The organism is Streptomyces sp. NPDC053048, from assembly GCF_044547045.1.
GTDB lineage: Bacteria > Actinomycetota > Actinomycetes > Streptomycetales > Streptomycetaceae > Streptomyces.
This window is the reverse complement of record NZ_JBITZS010000001.1, coordinates 1040702-1060161: the sequence shown is the minus strand read 5'-3', so window position 1 is coordinate 1060161 and position 19460 is coordinate 1040702. Positions and strand designations below refer to the sequence as shown.

The 19460-nt window shown below is 72.6% G+C and carries 22 protein-coding genes; 9 read left to right on the top strand and 13 right to left on the bottom strand.

Annotated elements, in window-relative coordinates:
* The first annotated feature begins 48 nt into the window (after window positions 1–48).
* Together ACIG36_RS05080 and tyrS are read left to right on the top strand one after the other, a co-directional pair.
* Window positions 49–1455 (top strand): metallopeptidase TldD-related protein, encoded by a 1407-nt coding sequence (locus ACIG36_RS05080; protein WP_399921995.1) that lies wholly within the window; start codon window positions 49–51, stop codon window positions 1453–1455.
* A 77-nt stretch (window positions 1456–1532) separates the two neighbouring features.
* Entirely contained in the window at window positions 1533–2936 is a 1404-nt protein-coding gene (tyrS, locus tag ACIG36_RS05075) for a tyrosine--tRNA ligase (protein WP_399921992.1), read from the top strand.
* 115 nt (window positions 2937–3051) lie between these two features.
* Here tyrS and ACIG36_RS05070 read toward each other — a convergent pair whose 3' ends face one another.
* On the bottom strand, window positions 3052–3330 hold the full coding sequence (locus ACIG36_RS05070; protein WP_399921989.1) for a GlsB/YeaQ/YmgE family stress response membrane protein: 279 nt from the start codon (window positions 3328–3330) through the stop codon (window positions 3052–3054).
* Window positions 3331–3552: 222 nt separating this feature from the next.
* On the opposite strand from ACIG36_RS05070, the gene ACIG36_RS05065 reads away from it, so the two are divergent.
* Together ACIG36_RS05065 and ACIG36_RS05060 are read left to right on the top strand one after the other, a co-directional pair.
* On the top strand, window positions 3553–3927 hold the full coding sequence (locus tag ACIG36_RS05065) for a DUF3099 domain-containing protein (RefSeq protein WP_399921986.1): 375 nt from the start codon (window positions 3553–3555) through the stop codon (window positions 3925–3927).
* A 228-nt stretch (window positions 3928–4155) separates the two neighbouring features.
* A complete protein-coding gene (locus ACIG36_RS05060) occupies window positions 4156–4383 on the top strand; it encodes a hypothetical protein (protein WP_399921983.1) in 228 nt (75 codons plus the stop codon).
* Here ACIG36_RS05060 and moaA read toward each other — a convergent pair.
* The 3 genes from moaA to ACIG36_RS05045 all read right to left on the bottom strand — a co-directional run bounded on the left by moaA (window position 4366) and on the right by ACIG36_RS05045 (window position 7425).
* Window positions 4366–5355, bottom strand: coding sequence for a GTP 3',8-cyclase MoaA (gene moaA, locus ACIG36_RS05055; RefSeq protein ID WP_399921980.1), 990 nt, complete (start codon window positions 5353–5355; stop codon window positions 4366–4368). The two genes, ACIG36_RS05060 and moaA, sit on opposite strands and share 18 nt — an antisense overlap.
* Window positions 5356–5458: 103 nt before the next feature.
* The gene (locus tag ACIG36_RS05050; RefSeq protein ID WP_399921977.1) at window positions 5459–7111 is read right to left on the bottom strand and encodes a cation acetate symporter; all 1653 of its coding nucleotides are present in this window, start codon (window positions 7109–7111) and stop codon (window positions 5459–5461) included.
* A complete protein-coding gene (locus tag ACIG36_RS05045; RefSeq protein ID WP_399922229.1) occupies window positions 7108–7425 on the bottom strand; it encodes a DUF485 domain-containing protein in 318 nt (105 codons plus the stop codon). Before ACIG36_RS05045 ends, ACIG36_RS05050 begins: the two co-directional genes overlap by 4 nt.
* A 536-nt stretch (window positions 7426–7961) precedes the next feature.
* On the opposite strand from ACIG36_RS05045, the gene ACIG36_RS05040 reads away from it, so the two are divergent.
* A complete protein-coding gene (locus ACIG36_RS05040; protein WP_399921974.1) occupies window positions 7962–9515 on the top strand; it encodes a S8 family serine peptidase in 1554 nt (517 codons plus the stop codon).
* On the opposite strand, the gene ACIG36_RS05035 is transcribed toward ACIG36_RS05040, so the two are convergent.
* Window positions 9476–10207, bottom strand: coding sequence for a lysoplasmalogenase (locus tag ACIG36_RS05035; protein WP_399921972.1), 732 nt, complete (start codon window positions 10205–10207; stop codon window positions 9476–9478). The two genes, ACIG36_RS05040 and ACIG36_RS05035, sit on opposite strands and share 40 nt — an antisense overlap.
* A complete protein-coding gene (locus ACIG36_RS05030) occupies window positions 10204–11118 on the bottom strand; it encodes a sterol desaturase family protein (RefSeq protein WP_399921969.1) in 915 nt (304 codons plus the stop codon). Before ACIG36_RS05030 ends, ACIG36_RS05035 begins: the two co-directional genes overlap by 4 nt.
* Window positions 11119–11387: 269 nt before the next feature.
* Between ACIG36_RS05030 and ACIG36_RS05025 the strand changes: the two genes are divergently transcribed.
* From ACIG36_RS05025 to ACIG36_RS05010, 4 genes are all read left to right on the top strand, one after another.
* Window positions 11388–12383, top strand: coding sequence for a DEDDh family exonuclease (locus tag ACIG36_RS05025; RefSeq protein WP_399921966.1), 996 nt, complete (start codon window positions 11388–11390; stop codon window positions 12381–12383).
* A 77-nt stretch (window positions 12384–12460) separates the two neighbouring features.
* Window positions 12461–13294 (top strand): SURF1 family protein, encoded by an 834-nt coding sequence (locus ACIG36_RS05020; RefSeq protein WP_399921963.1) that lies wholly within the window; start codon window positions 12461–12463, stop codon window positions 13292–13294.
* 29 nt (window positions 13295–13323) lie between these two features.
* Window positions 13324–15108 (top strand): glycoside hydrolase family 15 protein, encoded by a 1785-nt coding sequence (locus ACIG36_RS05015; RefSeq protein WP_399921960.1) that lies wholly within the window; start codon window positions 13324–13326, stop codon window positions 15106–15108.
* A 4-nt stretch (window positions 15109–15112) separates the two neighbouring features.
* The gene (locus ACIG36_RS05010; RefSeq protein WP_399921958.1) at window positions 15113–15868 is read left to right on the top strand and encodes an SDR family oxidoreductase; all 756 of its coding nucleotides are present in this window, start codon (window positions 15113–15115) and stop codon (window positions 15866–15868) included.
* An 11-nt stretch (window positions 15869–15879) separates the two neighbouring features.
* Here ACIG36_RS05010 and amaP read toward each other — a convergent pair whose 3' ends face one another.
* The 7 genes from amaP to ACIG36_RS04975 all read right to left on the bottom strand — a co-directional run bounded on the left by amaP (window position 15880) and on the right by ACIG36_RS04975 (window position 19394).
* Window positions 15880–16476: an alkaline shock response membrane anchor protein AmaP gene (gene amaP / locus ACIG36_RS05005; RefSeq protein WP_399921955.1), complete on the bottom strand. Its 597-nt coding sequence runs from the start codon at window positions 16474–16476 to the stop codon at window positions 15880–15882.
* A gap of 7 nt (window positions 16477–16483) precedes the next feature.
* On the bottom strand, window positions 16484–17092 hold the full coding sequence (locus ACIG36_RS05000) for a DUF6286 domain-containing protein (protein WP_399921952.1): 609 nt from the start codon (window positions 17090–17092) through the stop codon (window positions 16484–16486).
* The gene (locus ACIG36_RS04995) at window positions 17089–17442 is read right to left on the bottom strand and encodes an Asp23/Gls24 family envelope stress response protein (protein ID WP_399921949.1); all 354 of its coding nucleotides are present in this window, start codon (window positions 17440–17442) and stop codon (window positions 17089–17091) included. The genes ACIG36_RS05000 and ACIG36_RS04995 overlap by 4 nt, the downstream gene beginning before the upstream one ends.
* A 3-nt stretch (window positions 17443–17445) precedes the next feature.
* Entirely contained in the window at window positions 17446–17631 is a 186-nt protein-coding gene (locus ACIG36_RS04990) for a hypothetical protein (RefSeq protein WP_399921946.1), read from the bottom strand.
* A 35-nt stretch (window positions 17632–17666) separates the two neighbouring features.
* Entirely contained in the window at window positions 17667–18149 is a 483-nt protein-coding gene (locus tag ACIG36_RS04985) for an Asp23/Gls24 family envelope stress response protein (protein WP_399921943.1), read from the bottom strand.
* A gap of 116 nt (window positions 18150–18265) precedes the next feature.
* On the bottom strand, window positions 18266–19057 hold the full coding sequence (locus ACIG36_RS04980; RefSeq protein ID WP_399921940.1) for an enoyl-CoA hydratase/isomerase family protein: 792 nt from the start codon (window positions 19055–19057) through the stop codon (window positions 18266–18268).
* A 115-nt stretch (window positions 19058–19172) separates the two neighbouring features.
* Window positions 19173–19394, bottom strand: a complete 222-nt coding sequence (locus tag ACIG36_RS04975) for a helix-turn-helix domain-containing protein (RefSeq protein WP_030366669.1) — start codon at window positions 19392–19394, stop codon at window positions 19173–19175.
* Between the last annotated feature and the right edge of the window lie 66 nt (window positions 19395–19460).

The following is a 19460-nucleotide window of genomic DNA, read 5'->3' as shown; positions in this document are numbered from 1 at the left end:
TCGCCCCCCGGGCAAGCACAGCCTGAACACGACGCAGGAGGCCGGTCAGTGAGCCCGCGGAACACCACGAAGCCCCACGAGATCGTCGAGCGGGTCCTCGAGCTCTCCCGTGCCGACGGGTGCGTCGTGATCGCGAGCGAGGAGTCCACCGCCAATCTGCGCTGGGCCGGCAACGCCCTGACCACCAACGGCGTCACCCGCGGGCGGAACGTCACCGTCGTCGCCACCGTGGACGGGGCCGAGGGCACCGCGTCCGGCGTGGTCACCCGGTCCGCGGTCACCGCCGCCGATCTGGAGCCGCTGGTGCGGGCGGCGGAAGCCGCCGCCCGCGAGGCGGGGCCCGCCGAGGACGCGCAGCCGCTGGTGACGGGCGTCCCGCACTCCCCCGCGTTCACCGACGCGCCCGCCGAGACCTCCTCCGCCGTCTTCGACGCCTTCGCGCCGGCCCTCGGCGAGGCCTTCGCCCGCGCCCGCTCCCAGGGGCGCGAGCTGTACGGCTTCGCCCGCCACGAGATGGCCTCCAGCTACCTGGGCACCTCGGCGGGCCTGCGGCTGCGCCACGACCAGCCCACCGGCACCCTGGAGCTGAACGCCAAGTCCCCCGACCGCACCCGCTCGGCCTGGGCGGGCCGGTCCACCCGGGACTTCACCGACGTGGATCCCGGCGCGATGGACGCCGAGCTCGCCGAGCGGCTCGCGTGGGCGAATCGCAGGCTCGAGCTGCCGGCCGGGCGGTACGAGACGCTGCTGCCCCCGACGGCCGTGGCGGACCTGCTGGTCTACCAGCAGTGGTCGGCCGCGGCCCGGGACGCGGCCGAGGGCCGCACCGTCTTCTCCAAGGCCGGTGGCGGCACCCGGATCGGGGAGAAGCTCTCCCGGCTGCCGCTGACGCTGCGCAGCGACCCGCACGCGCCGGGCCTGGAGTGCGCGCCGTTCGTGCTCGCCGGCAGCTCGGGCGACGACGCGTCGGTCTTCGACAACGGTCTGCCGATCGCGGCCACCGAGTGGATCCGCGAGGGGGTCCTCGAGCACCTGCTGACCACCCGGCACAGCGCGGGGCTGACGGGGCTGCCCACGACCCCGTACACCGACAACCTGATCCTGGACGGCGGGGGCACCCGGTCCCTGGCGGAGATGGTCGCCGCGAGCGGCCACGACGGTCCGGCCCTGCTGCTGACCTGCCTGTGGTACATCCGCGAGGTGGATCCGGCGTCGCTGCTGCTGACCGGGCTGACCCGGGACGGGGTGTACCTGGTGGAGAAGGGCGAGGTCGTCGGGGAGGTGAACAACTTCCGCTTCAACGAGTCCCCGGTCTCGCTGCTCTCCCGCGCCACCGAGGCGGGCCGCACCGAGCCGACGCTGCCGCGCGAGTGGGGGGACTACTTCACCCGGGCGGCGATGCCGGCGCTGCGGATTCCCGACTTCAACATGAGCTCGGTGAGCCGGGGCGTGTGACCGGCGGGGAAGGAAGTCCCCCGAGCAAATAGACTCGACCTGTCCTTTGTCCGACAACCCACTACAGGAACGCCACGATGACACGCCTCGGCGACTCCGTCGCGCGCGCCAGCGCACTGCTGGCGCAGGACCTCTCCACCGACTCGACCGTGGAGCAGCTGCTCACGGAGACGAAGGCGAGGCGCTATCTGGACCTGACGGACCTGCCGGCGAAGGACCAGGCCGAGCTGATCGCCTCGCGCACCGTCGAGGTGCTGCCGGGCGTGGCCAAGCTGGCCGAGCGGATCGAGCAGCGCCGGGCCGAGGGCAAGGGCCTGGGCATCAAGCTGGGCATCGACCCGACGGCCGCCGACGTGCACCTCGGGCACGCCGTGCCGGTGATCATCCTCAGCCGGTTCCAGCGGATGGGCCACGACGTCACCCTGCTCATCGGTGACTTCACCGCCAAGATCGGCGACCCGACGGGCCGCACGGCGGAGCGTCCGCCGCTGACCGACGAGGACATCGCCGCGAACCTGGCGGGCTACCGCGAGCAGGTCCGGCCCTTCTTCGACTTCGAGAAGGTCCGGTTCGTCCAGAACAGCGAGTGGCTGGCGCCCTACACCTTCCCCAAGCTGCTCGGCCTGCTCTCGCAGGTGCCGGTCTCGCAGCTGCTGCAGCGCGAGGACTTCCGCAACCGGCTGGCGGCCGGCTCGGGCCTGACGATGTCGGAGCTGCTGTACCCGATCGCGCAGGGCCTGGACTCGGTGGCGCTGGACTGCGACGTGGAGCTCGGGGGCGCGGACCAGCTGCTCAACCTGCAGATGGGCCGCAAGCTGATGGAGGTGCACGGGCAGAAGCCGCAGCTCGTGGTCACCATGCCGCTGATCGAGGGCACCGACGGCACGGGCGCGAAGATGTCCAAGTCCAAGGGCAACTACGTGGGTCTCTCGGCGCCCGCCGACGACGTCTTCGGCAAGATCATGTCGGTGCCGGACCGGCTGATGGAGCCGTACCTGAAGGCCTGGACGGAGTGGACGGACGCGGAGATCGCGCTCGTGCTCTCCCGCGTCGAGGAGAAGTCGCTGCACCCGATGGACCTGAAGAAGGTCCTGGCGGGCGAGGTCGTGGCCGCGCTGTACGGCGTGGAGGCGGCGATGGCGGCGCGTGCGGGCTTCGTCGCGCAGTTCTCGAAGAAGAGCTTCACCGACGTCGAGACGCCGGTGGTGGACCTGGCCGAGCACGGTGCGGAGCCGGCCACGGCGGTGCTCAGCAAGGTGCTGGGCTTCCAGCCGAGCGCTTCGGCCGCCCGCCGGGTGGCCAAGCAGAACGGCCTGCGGCTGGTCCTCGAGGCCGACGGCGGCCAGGAGGCCGTGGTGCTGGCCGAGGCCGACGCCATCCGGCCGCTGGCCGAGGTGACCCGTGAGCTGCTGGCCGGGCGCGAGGTGAGCGGTGTCTACCTCAAGGCCGGCCGCAGGATCGCCGAGCTGCGCGGGCTGTAACCCCTGGTCGACCGCCTGGTCGACCCCTGCTCCCTGTGCCGAACGGGGCGGCCGGTGCGCGTGACGCGTGCCGGCCGCCCCGTTTCGCCTGTGTGCGGTCGCGTCGGGTGAGGGGTCAGGTGGCGCGGTGCCGGTTGCCGCGCATCCCGACCCACAGCCGGTCGCCGACGGCGACCACGACGATCGCGCCGATCAGCTGGAGCAGGTGCCGGATCCAGTCGATGCCCTTGGTGTCCTCGACACCCAGTCCGGTGGCCGCCCAGTTGCCGAGCAGGCTGCCGATCATGCCGCAGATGATCGTGAGCCAGAGCGGGATCTGCTGCTTGCCGGGGATGACCGCCTTGGCGATCAGGCCCAGGACAAGGCCGACGATGATTGCCCACAACCAGTCCATGCCGCCTCCTCGGTCCGGGCGATGTGGCGTGCTCCGTCAGTGTGGGTCCGCACCCCCTACGGCGCACGTCGGAGTGGTCCGTACGCCGTACGCGCACGTCGGGCGCCTGTGCGCGAGCCATCCGGCGGGTGACCCGGTCTCGTCCGCCGACGGGCCGCGGCGTAACGTGGGGTACGTACAAGCCCGAAGGGCGTCGGCGCGGCAGTCGGGTGGTGGAATGTGATGCGGAAGCCGGGCGGTAACGAGACCTTCCGGATCACCGGGGCCCGCAGGGGCCTGACGGAGGACGTCCGCGGGCGCCAGCGCCGGTATGTGATCTCGATGAGCATCCGCACGCTGTCCGTGGTGCTGACCGTGGTCCTGTGGAACATCGAGCGTTACGTGGCGGTGGGCACGCTGGTCCTGGGCGCGCTGCTGCCCTATGTGGCGGTGGTGATAGCCAACGCGGGCCGGGAGAACGCCCCTTCGCTGCCGGGCACGTTCGTTCCGGCGCCCACCCGGCCGGTGCTGACGGCCGGCCCGCCGGCGGGCGGGGCGGAATCCGTCCCGGAAGACGATCGCTCCTCCCGGCGTGATCAGGGACCTGACCACGGCTGATCCTCCGGTTCCGGGCGGGCGGTCCCGGAGCGGTGTGACAAGCTCAAGAAAACCTCAGATCAATCATGTGGATCGGTGCCCCCCGTAGGGCCCCCCGTGACATACTTCGTAGGCGCTCCGCATCCCCCGTCGGAGCGACAGACCGACGCCGGGCGGCTCCCCCCGTGGCTGCCCGGCGTCGCCGTGTCCGGCGGACCGGGCAAGATCCGGACGTCGTAGAGTCGAGGGGTGAACTCCCCCGAGAATGCCGTGATCTGCTCCGCCAAGGGCTGCCGTGCCGCCGCGGTGTGGGTGCTGGCGTGGAACAACCCCAAGCTGCACACGCCCGAGCGCCGCAAGACCTGGCTGGCCTGTGACGATCACCGCGAGCACCTGTCCAACTTCCTTGGCCTGCGCGGTTTCCTCAAGGACGTGGTGACCCTGGAGGAGTGGGAGGCGTCAGCCTCCGATCGCTGACATCGGGCGCGCGGGCTGCAGGAACGCGGGGTCGTCGAGGCCCGAGCCCGCCTTCTTGCCCCGCGTCGCAATCCGCCACAGCCGCGCGAGGTCCTCGTCCGTGGCTCCGGAGCGCAGTGCCGTGCGCAGATCGGACTCCTCGGTGGCGAACAGGCAGGTGCGGATCTGCCCGTCGGCGGTCAGCCGGGTGCGGTCGCAGGCGGCGCAGAAGGGCCGGGTGACGGAGGCGATGACGCCGACGCGGGCCGGGCCGCCGTCGACGATCCAGCGCTCGGCGGGCGCGGAGCCGCGCTCGTCCGCCTGCTCGGGGGTGAGGTCGAAGCGGGTGCGCAGGCTCGCCAGGATCTGCTCGGCGGTGATCATTCCGGTGCGCTTCCAGCCGTGCTGGGCGTCGAGGGGCATCTGCTCGATGAACCGGAGCTCGTAGTCGTTCTCGACGGCCCAGGCGAGCAGGTCGGGGGCCTCGTCGGCGTTGTGGCCGGGCATCAGCACGGCGTTGACCTTGACGGGCGTCAGTCCGGCGGCGCGGGCGGCGGCCAGTCCGTCGAGGACGTCGTGGAGGCGCTTGCGGCGGGTGAGGGCGGCGAAGACCTCGGGGCGCAGGGTGTCGAGGGAGACGTTGACCCGGTCCAGCCCGGCGTCCTTCAGGGCGCGTGCGGTGCGGGCGAGGCCGATGCCGTTGGTCGTGAGCGACAGCCGGGGGCGGGGGGCGAGGGCGGCGCAGCGTTCGACGATGGAGACCAGGCCGGGGCGCAGCAGGGGCTCGCCGCCGGTGAAGCGGACCTCGGTGACACCGAGGGCGGTGACGGCGACGCGGACCAGGCGGACGATCTCGTCGTCGGTGAGCAGGTCGGGCTTGGCGAGCCAGCGCAGGCCCTCTTCGGGCATGCAGTAGGTGCAGCGCAGGTTGCAGCGGTCGGTCAGGGAGACGCGCAGGTCGGTGGCGACACGGCCGTAGGTGTCCATCAGCATGATGCGGCCCCTCCCGCCGGACTGGAACTCTCGTTCGTCTTCGCTTCGTGGCAGCGTACGCGATCGTCCGGGGAAGGGGCCGTACGGGATTCCGTACGGGGATTCAGTGCGCCCCGTAGCCCGTCAGGGAGCGGACCTCCAGTTCGGCGTACTTCTGCTGCTGATCAGGGGCTTCCTTCGACAGCAGGGAGCCGGCCCAGCCGAGCAGGAAGCCGAGCGGAATGGAGACCAGGCCGGGGTTGGCGAGCGGGAACCAGTCGAAGTCCAGGCCCGGGAAGAGTGCCTTGGGGTTGCCGGAGACGACCGGGGAGAGGATCACCAGGGTGACGGAGGAGATCAGGCCGCCGTAGATCGACCAGAGGGCGCCCCGGGTGGTGAAGCGCTTCCAGAAGAGGCTGTAGAGGATCGTGGGGAGGTTGGCCGAGGCGGCGACGGCGAAGGCGAGGGCGACCAGGGCTGCGGCGTTGAGCCGGTGGGCGAAGATGCCCAGCACGATGGAGATCGCGCCGATGACGATCGCGGCGACCTTGGCGGTGAGGATCTCCTCCTTCTCGCTCGTCCTGCCGCGCCGGATGACGTTGGCCCACAGGTCGTGGGCGAAGGAGGCGGAGGAGGCCAGGGTCAGGCCCGCGACCACGGCGAGGATCGTGGCGAAGGCGACGGCCGAGATCACGGCCAGCAGGATGGCCCCGCCGGTGGATCCGGCGCCGCCGCCGACCTCCTGGGCGAGCAGGGGCGCCGCGGTGTTGCCGGACTCGTTGGAGGCGGTGATCGCCTTCGGGCCGACCAGGGCCGCCGCGCCGAAGCCGAGCGCGATGGTCATCAGGTAGAAGGCGCCGATGATGCCGATCGCCCAGTTCACGGACGTACGGGCGGCGCGGGCGGTGGGCACGGTGTAGAAGCGGATGAGGATGTGCGGCAGCCCGGCGGTGCCCAGCACCAGCGCCAGGCCGAGCGAGATGAAGTTGAGCTTGGAGGTGCCGTCCTTGCCGTACTGCAGGCCCGGCTCGAGGAAGGCCTTGCCCTTGCCGCTCTCCTCGGCGGCCCGGCCGAGCAGGGTGGAGAGGTTCCAGTTGAACTTGGTGAGGACCAGGACCGTGATCAGCAGGGTGCCGGCGATGAGCAGGACGGCCTTGACGATCTGCACCCAGGTGGTGCCCTTCATGCCGCCGATGGTCACGTAGAGGACCATCACCAGGCCGACCAGGACGATGATCCAGCGCCGCGATCCCTCGCCGGTGGCACCCAGCAGCAGTGCCACCAGGGCGCCGGCGCCGACCATCTGGGCCAGCAGGTAGAAGATCGAGACCACGATGGTGGAGGTGCCCGCGGCGGTGCGCACCGGCCGCTGCCTCAGCCGGTGGGCGAGAACGTCGGCCATGGTGAAACGGCCGGAGTTGCGCAGCGGCTCGGCGACGAGCAGCAGGGCGACCAGCCAGGCGACGAGGAATCCGATGGAATAGAGGAAACCGTCGTATCCGAAGAGGGAGATGGCGCCGGCGATGCCCAGGAAGGACGCGGCGGACATGTAGTCGCCGGAAATGGCGAGGCCGTTCTGGAATCCGGTGAAGGAGCGGCCGCCGGCGTAGAAGTCGGTGGCGTCCTTGGTCTGCCGGCCGGCCCACACGGTGATGGCGAGGGTGATGGCGACGAAGACCGAGAAGAGCGTGATGATCAGGGTGCGGTGTTCGCCGGCGCCCCCGGCGGCCAGCGGCTGTGCGGTGGCACCCAGCAGGGCGGTGGTGCTCGTGCTCATTCCGCCGCCTCCATACGGGCCTTGAGGGCCTCGGCCTTCGGATCGATGTTCGCCGCGGCGTGCCGCGAGTACCACCAGGCGATGAGGAAGGTGGTGAGGAATTGCGCCAGCCCGAACACCAGGGCGACGTTGATGTTGCCGACGACCGTGGTGTCCATGAATTCGCCCGCGTAATTGGAGAGCAGGACGTAGAGCAGGTACCAGGCGACGAAGGCGACGGTGAGGGGGAAGGCGAAGGAGCGGTGCGCCCGGCGCAGTTCGCCGAATTCCCCGCTGGTCTGTACGTCGGTGAACCGGTCGGGCTGAGCGGGAATGGTGGGTCGAACGGGCTCGTCCGGGCCCTTCGATGTGGTCGGTGTGGTGCCCACGGCCTCTTCAGAGTCCACGGTCTCTCCTGACAGGTGATTACGGAGCGCGAGCCGATCCTGTGACTGGGATCACGCATCGTAGAGGGACACCGCAGTATGCGACAGGGGGTTGATCGTTGAATACCGCAGCGTTCGTCACGCCGGGCAAAGCCGCCCGGCTCCGGGCTCGTTGACCCTGGTGTGAGCACTGCCCCGGCCTCTGCCCGCTCAACCGGCGGCCGGCGCCCGTTCGGGAGCGTCAGGTTGACGGCTCCCGTGCCGGAGGCCGGTGCGACCGGGGCATCCCGTCCCGATCCGGCCGTTCTTCCGGACGGCCGCGCGCCCCTGACGCGCCGTCACCAGGTGCGGAGTCATTCCTTCCCATTGTTATTTCTGGATGAATTCATTGCCCGGCGCCATGATCGGCGCTAGCTTCACTCGTCATGTACCCGCCCGTGCGCGCCCATGCGTCCGGGCGGATTTCCTGATGATGTGGAGAACCCATGGCTCAGCTGCGTTCCAGACGCCGGCACGCCCTGCTGGCGGCCCCCGTCGGACTGGCGCTCACCGCCTCCCTCGGCTTCCTGCCCGGCGCCGCCTCGGCCGCCCCGCAGGACACCACGGCCGCGCGGGCGGCCGTCACGACGGACGGTCCGCTGCTGTCGTACGTGGTCAACACCGGCACCGACCGCGGCACTCTGACCAAGGTGAAGAAGGCCGTCAAGCAGGCCGGCGGCACCGTCGTGGTCTCCTACGACAAGATCGGCGTCATCGTCGCGCACTCGAAGAACCCCGAGTTCGGCAAGACGCTGCGCGCGGTGCCCGGTGTGCAGTCGGCGGGTGCCACCCGCACCGCCCCGCTGAAGTCGGCGGCCACCACCGAGTACGGCAAGCCGGAGCGACTGAAGCTCACCAAGGACGGCGCCAAGTCCCTGGCCCGCACCGCCGGCACCGGCAAGGAGCCGCTGGAGAGCCTGCAGTGGGACCTCCCCGCCATCGGCGCCGACAAGGCCGCCAAGGTCAACCCGGGCAACAAGAACGTCACCGTCGCCGTCATAGACACCGGCGTCGACGACACCCACCCCGACCTCGCCCCGAACTTCTCCGCGAGCCAGTCCGCCAGCTGCGTCTCCGGCAAGGCCGACACCAGCGCCGGCGCGTGGCGCCCCTTCGACCCGAAGGAGGACTACCACGGCACGCACGTGGCCGGTTCCATAGCCGCGGCCCGCAACGGCGTCGGCGTGGCCGGTGTCGCCCCTGGCGTGAAGGTCTCCGGCATCAAGGTCAGCACGCCGGGCAACAGCCTCTTCTACGCGGAGAGCGTGGTCTGCGCCTTCGTCTTCGCCGCCGACCGCGGCGCCGCGGTGACGAACAACAGCTACTACGTCGACCCGTGGATGTTCAACTGCCCCGACAACTTCGACCAGAAGGCGATAGCCGACGCGGTCGGCCGGGCCGCGAAGTACGCCCAGGACAAGGGCGTCGTCAACGTCGCCTCCGCGGGCAACTCCAACTTCGACCTCGCGGCCAAGGAGATCACCGACGACTCCAGCCCGAACGACACCGGCTCCAAGCCGCCGGCGCGCAAGATCGACCCCAAGGTCTGCCTCGACGTCCCGGCGCAGCTCGACGGCGTCGTCACCGTGAGCGCCACGGGCGTGAAGTCCGCCAAGTCGTTCTACTCCAACTACGGCCTCAAGGCCGTCGACGTCGCGGCCCCCGGCGGCGACACCATGCAGGTGCCGGACGCCCCCGCCAAGGAGGGCGGCATCCTCTCCACCATGCCGGGCGGCGACTGGGCCTACCTGCAGGGCACCTCGATGGCCGGCCCGCACGTCGCGGGTGTGGCGGCGCTGCTGAAGAGCACGCACCCCAAGTCCAGCCCGCAGGAGATCCAGTGGCTCCTGAAGGCCCAGGCCAAGAACCCCGGCTGCCCGACCACCGCGTACGACCCGGACGGCACCGGTAAGTGGAAGGCCACCTGCACCGGCAACAAGAACGTCAACAGCTTCTACGGCTACGGCATCGTGGACGCCCTGGCGGCGGTCCAGGACTGACGCCTGCCGGATCGGGACGAGGGGCCGGGCGGACGCCGCCCGGCCCCTTCCGTCTGCGCGGCGCAGGTGAGCACCCCCTGGGCCAGCAGGCACTGGGCGGCGATGTAGGTGAGCATGATCCAGAACTGGGGCACGGGTGCCTGCGGCCACCGCGCCAGTCCGCCGGCGATGAGCGTGTCCGACAGCAGGAACAGCGCGCCGCCCGCCCCGGCCCACAGCCGGGCCCGGGTCGCGCCGAGCGCCATCGCGGTCAGCAGCAGGCTGTAGAGGACGACGGGCACCCGCAGTCCCGCCTCCAGGCCGGGCCACAGCAGTGCGACCGTCACCGCCCAGGCGACGGCGTAGCCCGCCGCGAGCCGGCGGGTGCGGGCGCCGCCCGGACTGCCGTGCCGGGCGAACAGCACGAGGTAGCAGACGTGCCCGGCGGCGAAGGAGCCCATGCCCACCAGGAAGAGGGTCTCCCGGCCGGTCTGCAGCAGGGTGTCGCCGCCGCAGCCGAGGAGCAGGGCGGCGGCGAGCAGGCGCGGGCCGCCGCGCGCGAGGACGTGGGCCGCCAGCAGCGGCATCAGGGCGGGCTTGGTCACCTGGGCGAGGGTGGTGGCGTGCGCGAGGAGCGCGCCCAGGTGGACGGCCGCCACCGCCCCCAGCGTGACGGCGAGCGCGGCCGGTGCCGCCTCGCGGGCCGCTCTCACGCGGCCCGCTCGGGCACGGCGGGGGCGGCGGGGGCGGCGGGGGCGTTGGGTCCGGCCTCGGCCGGGGAGACCGCCGGCGGCGGCGCCGGCTGCCAGCCCGGCCCCCGGAAGACGCGCCCGGCCCTTTCGCGCCAGTCGCGGGCGGCCCGGAGGTCGCGGGCGATGGCCGCGTACTCGTGGGTGGCCACGCGCAGCGGGTTGTAGGTGTCGATGTTCTTCGTCAGCCCGTAGACCGGACGTTCGCCCTCCGGGACGAAGGAGCCGAAGACCCGGTCCCAGACGATCAGGATGCCGCCGAAGTTGCGGTCCAGGTAGCCGCCCTGCGAGGCATGGTGCACGCGGTGGTGGGAGGCGGTGTTCAGGACGTACTCGAAGGGCCGGGGCAGCTTGCCGACCCGTTCGGTGTGCACCCAGAACTGGTAGACGAGGTTGACCGACGAGCAGAACGCCACCGCCGCCGGGTGCACGCCGAGCGCGATCATGGGCAGGTAGAACGGCCAGACCGTCAGCGACGTCCACGGCTGGCGCAGCGCGGTGGTCAGGTTGAACTTGCGGCTGGAGTGGTGCACCACGTGGCAGGCCCACAGGACGCGGACGACGTGGTGGCCGCGGTGCGACCAGTAGTAGAGGAAGTCCTGGGCGAGGAGCATCAGGGGCAGCGTCCACCACAGGACGGGCACCCGCAGGGGCGTGAGCTCGTAGACGGCCGTGTAGACCGCGACGATGGGGATCTTCCAGAGCGCGTCGAAGAGGAGACTGCCCAGCCCCATGCCGATGCTGGTGGCCGCGTCCTTGGCCTCGTAGCCCTCGGAGCGGTCGTCGGGGTGGAGCCGGTAGCTCACCAACTCCAGCACGGTGAGCAGGACGAAGGCGGGTACGGACCACAGCACGACATCGGGGAGGTGTGGCATGGCCGCACCATAAACGGGCCGACTGGCCTGCGGCTAGGGGTTGTTACCCTCGGGTACCGAAGAGTGTTACCTCGGGTTCGGTGCCGGGGCCACCGATGGTGCGGGGCAGCCGTCGCCGCCGACCGGTGTTCACCGTCCGGGTGACACCGGGCGCGCGGCGGCCGGCCCTCGGGGCGGGCACGGATCTGGCCTGATCCCGGCAGTCCGCGGGCCGCGGGTCCGCGGCCGGATTGCGGCGTTGTCAGCGGCGGCCCTTAAGCTCTTGGACCATGCTCGAAGACCGCACCGACGCCGCATCGCCCACCCCGTGGCCGGCCGCGTATCCGCAGGGATACGCGGTCGTCGACGTGGAGACCACCGGGCTCGCCCGGGACGACCGGATAGTGTCGGCCGCCGTCTACCAGCTGGACGCCCGGGGCCGGGTGGAGGACCGGTGGTACACGCTGGTCAACCCCCAGCGCGACCCCGGCCCGGTGTGGATTCACGGGCTCACCTCCGAAGTCCTCGCCGACGCGCCGCTGTTCCCGGAGATCGCGGACGAGTTCGCCAAGCGGCTGGACGGGCGGGTGCTCGTCGCGCACAACGCGGCCTTCGACTGGTCGATGATCGCCCGCGAGTACGCCCGCGCGCGGGTGACCGCCCCGGTCCGCCAGCGGCTGTGCACCATCGCCCTGTCGAAGGACCTGGGGCTGCCGCTGCCCAACCACAAGCTGGAGTCGCTGGCCGCCCACTACGGCGTCGTGCAGCAGCGGGCCCACCACGCGCTGGACGACGCCCGGGTGCTGGCCGAGGCGTTCCGGCCGAGCCTGCACCTGGCGGCCGAGAAGGACCTGCGGCTGCCACTGCTGGCCTGCCAGCCGCTGACGGAGTGGTCCGACGGCCCGTCGCCGGCCGCGTCCTCGGCGAGGATCGGTTACCAGCCGTCGTACCGGTCCGGCACCTGGCGGCCCAGCCGCAGGCGCCCGGCCTGCCCGTACCCCAACCCGGGGCGCTACGCGCCGGGCGGCCGGCTGGTGCAGGGCATGCGGGTGGCGTTCTCCGGCGACACCTCCGTCGACCGGGAGCTGCTGGAGGACCGGGCGGTCGAGGCGGGGCTGCACGTGGCCACGAGCGTGTCCCGGCTGACGAGCCTGCTGGTCACCAACGACCCGGAGTCCCCCACCTCCAAGACCGTCAAGGCCCGCTCGTTCGGGACGCCGGTGGTCGACGAGGCGGCGTTCATACAGCTGTTGTCCCATATCGCCCCGGCCGGGACGAAACCCTAAAAAAGCCACATAAGCCCGCATAGCACTCGCGGGCACCCGCCGCCCGTGGGGCGAACCCCACCAGGTACCGTCAAAGGGTGTACCGCTTCCTGTTGTCCCGGCAGTGGGTGATCACCACTCTCGTGGGGCTCGCCCTCATCCCGGCGATGATCCAGCTGGGCTTCTGGCAGTTCCACCGCCACGAGCACCGGGTAGCGCGCAACGACCAGATCGCCCGGAGCCTGTCCGCCGACCCGGTCCCCGTGACCGAGCTGGCCGCGCCCGGACGCACCGTGGCGCGCGACGCGGTCTGGCGCACGGTCACCGCGAGCGGCACCTACGACCCCCAGGGCGAGGTCGTCGTGCGGATGCGCACCGACGGCGACGGCAACCAGGGCTACTTCGTCCTCACCCCGCTGGTGATGGCGGACGGCCGCGCCGTCCTCGTCAACCGCGGCTGGGTCCCGGCCGGCGGCGATCTGACGAAGTTCCCCGACGTGCCCGCCGCCCCCACCGGCAAGGTCACCGTCACCGGCCGGCTGCGGGCGGACGAGACCACGGCGAGCGGCATCAAGAACACCGCGGGCCTGCCGCCCCGCCAGGTGATGCTCATCAACAGCGAGCAGCGCGCCGAGGAGCTGAAGCGCCCGCTGCTCGGCGGCTACGTCGAACTCACCGAGGCCCCGGGCAAGGACCAGCCGCGCCCGGTCGGCGCCCCCGACCACAGCAGCATCGGCCCGCACATGGCCTACGCCGTGCAGTGGTGGCTGTTCGCCGCCTTCGTGCCCGTGGGCTGGTTCATCCTGGTCCGCCGCGAGCGCCGCGACCGCGCCGCTGCCGCCGCGGCGGCAGCGGCAGACGCTGAGGTCGGCGAGCCCGCCACCGCCGCACCGGACGCCGAAGTCGCCCGGACAGCCCCTTCCTCCGAGTAGCCCCCGCGCGATCCGGGAAGGCGCCTCGCGTGGCACTCATCGAGGACTACGCGATCGTCGGCGATCTGCAGACCGCGGCCCTGGTCGGGCGGAACGGCTCCATCGACTGGCTGTGCCTGCCCCGCTTCGACTCCCCCGCCTGCTTCGCCGCCCTCCTCGGCGGCCCGGACAACGGCCACTGGCGGCTCGCGCCCGCCGGCGCCGGGGACTGCACCCGCCGCGCCTACCTCGAGGACTCCCTCGTCCTGGAGTCCGTCTGGGAGACCGACGACGGCACCGTCAAGGTCACCGACTTCATGCCGCAGCGCGACCGCGCCCCCGACCTGGTGCGCGTCGTCGAGGGCGTCAGCGGATCCGTCGCCATGCTCGGCGTGCTGCGGCTGCGCTTCGACTACGGCCATGTCGTCCCCTGGGTGCGCCGCCTGGACGACCACCGCGTCGCCGTCGCCGGGCCCGACTCGGCCTGGCTGCGCAGCGAGCCGCCCGTGCCCACCTACGGCCGGGACCTCAGCACCTGCTCGGAGTTCACCGTCGACGCCGGGCAGCGGGTGGCGTTCGTCCTCACCTGGCACCCCTCCCACGAGCCCCGGCCCCCGCTCGTCGACCCGCACGAAGCGCTGCGCCACAGCCTGGAGGACTGGCGGGCCTGGGCGGCGCGCTGCGCCTACCGGGGCCCCCACCGCGAGGCCGTCCTCCGTTCCCTGATCACGCTCAAGGCCCTCACCTACGCACCCACCGGCGGCATCGTCGCCGCGCCGACGACCTCGCTGCCCGAGGAGATCGGCGGCGTCCGCAACTGGGACTACCGCCACTGCTGGCTGCGCGACTCCACCCTCACCCTCAACTCGCTGCTCGCCGTCGGCTACGAGGACGAGGCCGCCGCCTGGCGCGACTGGCTGCTGCGCGCGGCCGCCGGCGACCCGGCCGACCTGCAGACGATGTACGGGCTGGGGGGCGAGCGCCGGCTGCCCGAGACGGTGCTGGACTGGCTGCCCGGCTACGAGCGGTCCTTCCCGGTGCGGATCGGCAACGCCGCCGTCACCCAGCTGCAGCTGGACGTGTACGGCGAGGTCGTCGACTCCCTGCACGCGGTCCCGCGCGGCGGCGGGCGCGGCACCGAACCGCTCGCCTGGAACATCCAGTGCAGCATGCTCGGATTCCTCAAGGACCACTGGCGCGAGCCCGACGCCGGGCTGTGGGAGGTCCGCGGCCCGCGCCGCCACTTCGTGCACTCCAAGGTGATGGCCTGGGTCGCCGCCGACCGGGCCGTGTGCGCCCTGGAGAACGACCCCGGCCTCAGCGGTGACCTCGACGGCTGGCGCACCTTGCGCGAGGAGGTCCACCGCGAGGTCTGCGAACAGGGCTTCGACGCGGACCGCGGCACCTTCACCCAGTACTACGGCTCGCGTGAACTGGACGCGGCCACCCTCCTCATCCCCCGCACCGGCTTCCTGCCGCCCGGCGACCCGCGCGTGACCGGCACGATCGAGGCGGTCCGGCGGGAGCTGGAGCAGGGCGGATTCGTCCACCGCTACACCCTCGAGGGCAGCCCCGTGGACGGCCTGCCCGGCGGCGAGGGCGCGTTCCTGGCCTGCTCGTTCTGGCTGGCCGACGCGCTGTGCCTGACCGGCCGGCACAAGGAGGCCCGCGAGGTGTTCGAGCGGCTGCTGGCCGTCCGCAACGACGTCGGGCTGCTCGCCGAGGAGTACGACCCCGTGGTGGGCCGGCAGCTGGGGAACTTCCCCCAGGCGTTCAGCCACATCGCTCTCGTGGGCACCGCCCTTCTCCTGACGGGTGCGGAGACGGCACACTGACCGCATGGATCTTGGACTGAGGGACCGGGTGTACGTCCTGACCGGTGCGAGCCGTGGGCTGGGCTTCGCCACCGCCTGTGAACTGGCCGCCGAGGGCGCCCGGGTGGTCGTCTCCGGGCGCGACGGGGCGACGGCGGCCGCGGCGGCGGAGAAGATCGGCCCGAATGCCGTCGGGGTCTGCGCGGACAACGCCGACCCTGCGGCGGCCGAACGCCTCGTGGCCACCGCGCGCGAGCGCTTCGGGCGCTTCGACGGCATCCTGATCAGCGTCGGCGGCCCGCCGCCCGGTTCGGCGGCCGACAACGACGACGAGCAGTGGCGGGCGGCCTTCGACTCCGTCTTCCTCGGCGCGGTCCGGCTGGCCCGCACGGCGGCCGCCGAGCTGGGCGAGGGCGGCGTGATCGGCTTCGTCCTGTCGGGTTCGGTGCACGAGCCGATCCCCGGGCTCGCGATCTCCAACGGGCTGCGGCCGGGCCTGGCGGGCTTCGCGAAGTCGCTGTCGGTGGACCTGGGCCCGCGCGGCATCCGGGTCGTGGGGCTGCTGCCCGGCCGGATCGCCACCGACCGGATGCGGGAGCTCGACGCGCTCTCGGGGGATCCCGAGGCGAGCCGGGCCCGCCGCTCGGCGACGATCCCGCTGGGCCGGTACGGCAACCCGGAGGAGTTCGGCAAGGTGGCGGCGTTCGTGCTGTCGCCGGCGGCCTCGTACCTGACCGGAGTGATGCTGCCCGTCGACGGCGGTGCCCGGCACGGCTTCTGAACCCGCCCCGCTCACCCCACGCGCTCCGCGCGGTGGCGCACCGCGCGCAGCCGGACCTCCGCCGGCAGGCGCGCCAGCCCGACGGAGGTCCTGGCGTGGCGCAGGACCTCGGCGCCCAGCCCGCGCAGGGCCGTGGCGGGCCGGGCGTGCGGGGCGAGGGTGAGCACGACGCGCGCCGCGGGGGCGGAGCGCCTGCCGGTGAGCGCGACCAGGGCGTGGTCGACCCCGGCCAGCGCCCGCGCCTCGGCGGCCAGTGCCTCCTCCAGAGCCCGGCCGCGCACCACCACCGTCGCGCCGTCGCCGCTGTCGACGGTCACCTCGCGCAGCCTGCGACGGCGCATCTGGGCGAGCAGCCACCACAGGGACAGCAGGACGAGCACGGCCAGGGCGGTGATGACGGCCGGCCACCACCAGCCGCGCCCGCTCCACCCGCGCCGGTCCGCCTCGCCCAGCAGTACGTCGCCGGGCCCGTCGAAGGGCCAGGCGGCGGGCAGCGTGAAGCCCCAGTGCCGCTGCAGGTCGAGGGCGCCGGTGAGCACGGCGGCGCCCAGCGCCAGCAGCACGAGACCGGCCAGGGCCAGCAGGATCCGGTTGACGGCCCTCAGCACCGGGCGCTCACCTCTTCGCGGGGCGGTCGACGCGCACGGACAACGAGGGCTCCCGTGCCAGGCCCATCTCCCGTACGCCCTCGGCCAGTACGGAGTTCACGTCCGTGCGCACCTCGTCCAGGTCGCGGAAGTGCGACTGGGCCCGGACCCGGACGACGCGGCGGCCGACGTCGACGCGTACGGACCGCACCCCGGCGACCTCCATCGCCCGGTCGCGCAGCACCAGGGCGGCGGCGGTGCGGTCGAGTCCGGCGCGTACGTCCGGGGACTCGCCGCGCATCGGCAGGATCCGGCGCAGTCCGGGCGTGACGGCCAGTGTGATCAGCCAGGCGCCCAGCACGACGGCCGCCGCGGCGGCCGCGACGACCCACGGGTCGTCGAGGTGGCGGGTGGCGAGCTGGTGGGCCAGGCGGCGGCGCCAGCCCAGGGCGGGACGGCCGGCCCGTACGGCGGCGACGTCGTAGAGGAGGATGCCGGTGGCGCCCAGGAGGCCGGCCGCGACGAGTGCGGCGGGCACCCGGCGGGCCGAGCGGAAGCGGCGCGCGGCGGGGGCGGCGGGGGCGGGCTCGTCCGGCGGTCCGGGGGCGTCCTTCTCCAGTGGCACCTGTTCGCTCATCGCACCCGCTCCCCGCCCGTGCGGTCCCCGTGCGCCGAGTGCAGCCGCTCCACTGTGATCATCACCTCCGGGACGTCCATCCCCGCCAGCCCCTTCACCCGCTCGGTGATCCGCCGGCGTACCGCGCGGCAGCGGGCGCCGATGTCCGTCGGGTAGCCGAGCTCCACCCACACGCCGATCCGGGCGGAGCCGTCGTGGACGGTGACGGAGGCGTGCGGGGGCTCGTGGTCCGTCGCGGACGGCTCGCCGAGCGCCTCGCGCGCCGCCTGTGCGGCGATCTTGGCGACGACGCGGTCGGCGATGCGGGTCGCGCCGCGCTCGGCGGGCTCCACCGCGCGTGGCGGCCGCACGCCCTACCTCCCGCGTCCGTCGCGCGGGCGGAAGAAGTCGCCGGGCTCCAGGTCCCCCTCGAGGAACCGGCCCGCGACGAAACCGACGGCGCCCAGCGCCGCCACCAGCAGGAAGGCCCCGAATCCGCCGAAGTACCCGGCGAATCCGAGCGCCATGCCGGCGATCATGCCGACCACGGCCGTGCTCATCGCGCGCTCCTCACTGGACCCGCCGGCCCCGCGGCCTACTGGATCCTGGGCTCGGGCTCTTCCTCTTCCTCGTCCGGCAGCTTCACATCGGTCACGGCGATGTTGACCTCGACGACCTCCAGGCCCGTCATGCGTTCCACCGCCGCAATGACGTTTTCCCGCACCGCGCGGGCGACATCCGCGATCGCCACGCCGTAATCGACGACGATCTCCAGATCGAGGGCCGTCTGGACCTCGCCGACCTCCGCCTTGACCCCGCGGGTCAGGGAGCGGTTGCCGCCGGGAACGCGGTCGCGGACGGCCCCGAAGGTGCGCGAGAGGCCGCCGCCCATGGCGTGGACGCCGACCACGTCCCGGGCGGCCAGTCCGGCGATCTTCTCCACGACGCCGTCGGCGATGGTGGTGCGGCCCCGGTCGGCGGCGGCGACCGGCGGCTGTTTGACGGCGCCGGGCTGGCCGCTCTTCCCGGCCTGGCTGGTCTTGCCGCTCTGGTGGGCCGCGCCCGCGGTGTCGGTCATGGTCGGTCGCCTCTCAGCCTCGCTTCCCTTCCCTTTGCCACCTTAGGCGGGCCCACCGCGGCCCGCCGGGCGATGCGCGGGAACGGAACGGACGGCGGGCCGCAGGTGGGCTCGACCTACTCCCCCAGCCCCGCCAGGTCGCGCAGGCGGCGGGCCTGGGCGGCGCGCTCGGCGACGCGCTGCTCGTCGTAGGTGCGGCCCGAGGCGCCGCGCAGCAGTGCCTTGGTCTCGATGACGGCGTCGCGCGGGGCGGCCAGCAGGGCGGCGGTCAAGTCCTCGACGGCCGCGGAGAGTTCGGCGGCGGGGACGACCACGTTGGCCAGGCCGGTCTGCCCGGCCTCGGCCGCGGAGACGAAGCGCCCGGTGGCGCAGATCTCCAGCGCGCGGGCGTAGCCGACGAGGGACACCAGCGGCTGGGTGCCGCCCAGGTCGGGGACCAGGCCCAGGCTGGTCTCGCGCATCGCGAACTGGGCGTCGTCCGCGCACACCCGCAGGTCGCACGCGAGGGCGAGCTGGAAGCCGGCGCCGATGGCGTGGCCCTGCACGGCGGCTATGGAGACGATGTCGTTGCGGCGCCACCAGGTGAAGGCCTCCTGGTACGTGGCGATCTCGGCGTCCAGCGCCTCGTCCGTACCGCGCGCGAGGTCCAGGAAGGACGGCTCGCCGTCGAAGCCCTCGGGGGTGAAGGCCTGCCGGTCCAGGCCGGCGGAGAAGGACTTGCCCTCGCCGCCGAGCACCACCACCCGCACGGAACCCGGCAGCAGCCGGCCCGCCTCGGTCAGCGCACGCCACAGCGCGGGCGACTGTGCGTTGCGCTTGGCGGGGTTGGTGAGCGTGACGGTGGCGACCGTGTCGTCGACGACGAGTCGTACGCCGTCGCGGTCGAGCAGGGTGTTGCGAGCAGTCATGTGGGGCCTCCGAATGGCCGCAGTCGCGTTGGTTGACTGCACAGTAACCACCCGGACGGCCGGTCGGCCGACCGGGTGGGAACTGTCCTGACTGCTGTGCTCCCTGTGCGCGGCGTCAGGCCGAGGCGGCCTTCTTGCCGCGCGTGGCTCCGCCGCGACCCCGCAGGATCACGCCGGATTCGCTGAGCATCCGGTGCACGAAGCCATAGGAGCGACCGGTCTCTTCGGCCAGCGCCCTGATGCTCGCACCGGAGTCGTACTTCTTCTTCAGGTCTGCCGCGAGCTTCTCGCGCGCGGCGCCGGTCACCCGGCTGCCCTTCTTCAGAGTCTCGGCCACCCGTGCCTCCTCATGGGAGATGCGCCTCTTGTCTCTCATGATCACCCCTAGGCGGCCTCCTGGCCA

What these genes read in the sequence shown, in the direction of transcription:
- tyrS (WP_399921992.1), top strand. Translation starts at nt 1,533, where the DNA reads ATGACACGCCTCGGCGACTCCGTCGCGCGCGCCAGCGCACTGCTGGCG.
- ACIG36_RS05070 (WP_399921989.1), bottom strand. Translation starts at nt 3,330, where the DNA reads ATGGACTGGTTGTGGGCAATCATCGTCGGCCTTGTCCTGGGCCTGATC.
- ACIG36_RS05065 (WP_399921986.1), top strand. Translation starts at nt 3,553, where the DNA reads ATGCGGAAGCCGGGCGGTAACGAGACCTTCCGGATCACCGGGGCCCGC.
- moaA (WP_399921980.1), bottom strand. Translation starts at nt 5,355, where the DNA reads ATGCTGATGGACACCTACGGCCGTGTCGCCACCGACCTGCGCGTCTCC.
- ACIG36_RS05050 (WP_399921977.1), bottom strand. Translation starts at nt 7,111, where the DNA reads ATGAGCACGAGCACCACCGCCCTGCTGGGTGCCACCGCACAGCCGCTG.
- ACIG36_RS05040 (WP_399921974.1), top strand. Translation starts at nt 7,962, where the DNA reads ATGGCTCAGCTGCGTTCCAGACGCCGGCACGCCCTGCTGGCGGCCCCC.
- ACIG36_RS05030 (WP_399921969.1), bottom strand. Translation starts at nt 11,118, where the DNA reads ATGCCACACCTCCCCGATGTCGTGCTGTGGTCCGTACCCGCCTTCGTC.
- ACIG36_RS05025 (WP_399921966.1), top strand. Translation starts at nt 11,388, where the DNA reads ATGCTCGAAGACCGCACCGACGCCGCATCGCCCACCCCGTGGCCGGCC.
- ACIG36_RS05010 (WP_399921958.1), top strand. Translation starts at nt 15,113, where the DNA reads ATGGATCTTGGACTGAGGGACCGGGTGTACGTCCTGACCGGTGCGAGC.
- ACIG36_RS05000 (WP_399921952.1), bottom strand. Translation starts at nt 17,092, where the DNA reads ATGAGCGAACAGGTGCCACTGGAGAAGGACGCCCCCGGACCGCCGGAC.
- ACIG36_RS04990 (WP_399921946.1), bottom strand. Translation starts at nt 17,631, where the DNA reads ATGAGCACGGCCGTGGTCGGCATGATCGCCGGCATGGCGCTCGGATTC.
- ACIG36_RS04985 (WP_399921943.1), bottom strand. Translation starts at nt 18,149, where the DNA reads ATGACCGACACCGCGGGCGCGGCCCACCAGAGCGGCAAGACCAGCCAG.
- ACIG36_RS04980 (WP_399921940.1), bottom strand. Translation starts at nt 19,057, where the DNA reads ATGACTGCTCGCAACACCCTGCTCGACCGCGACGGCGTACGACTCGTC.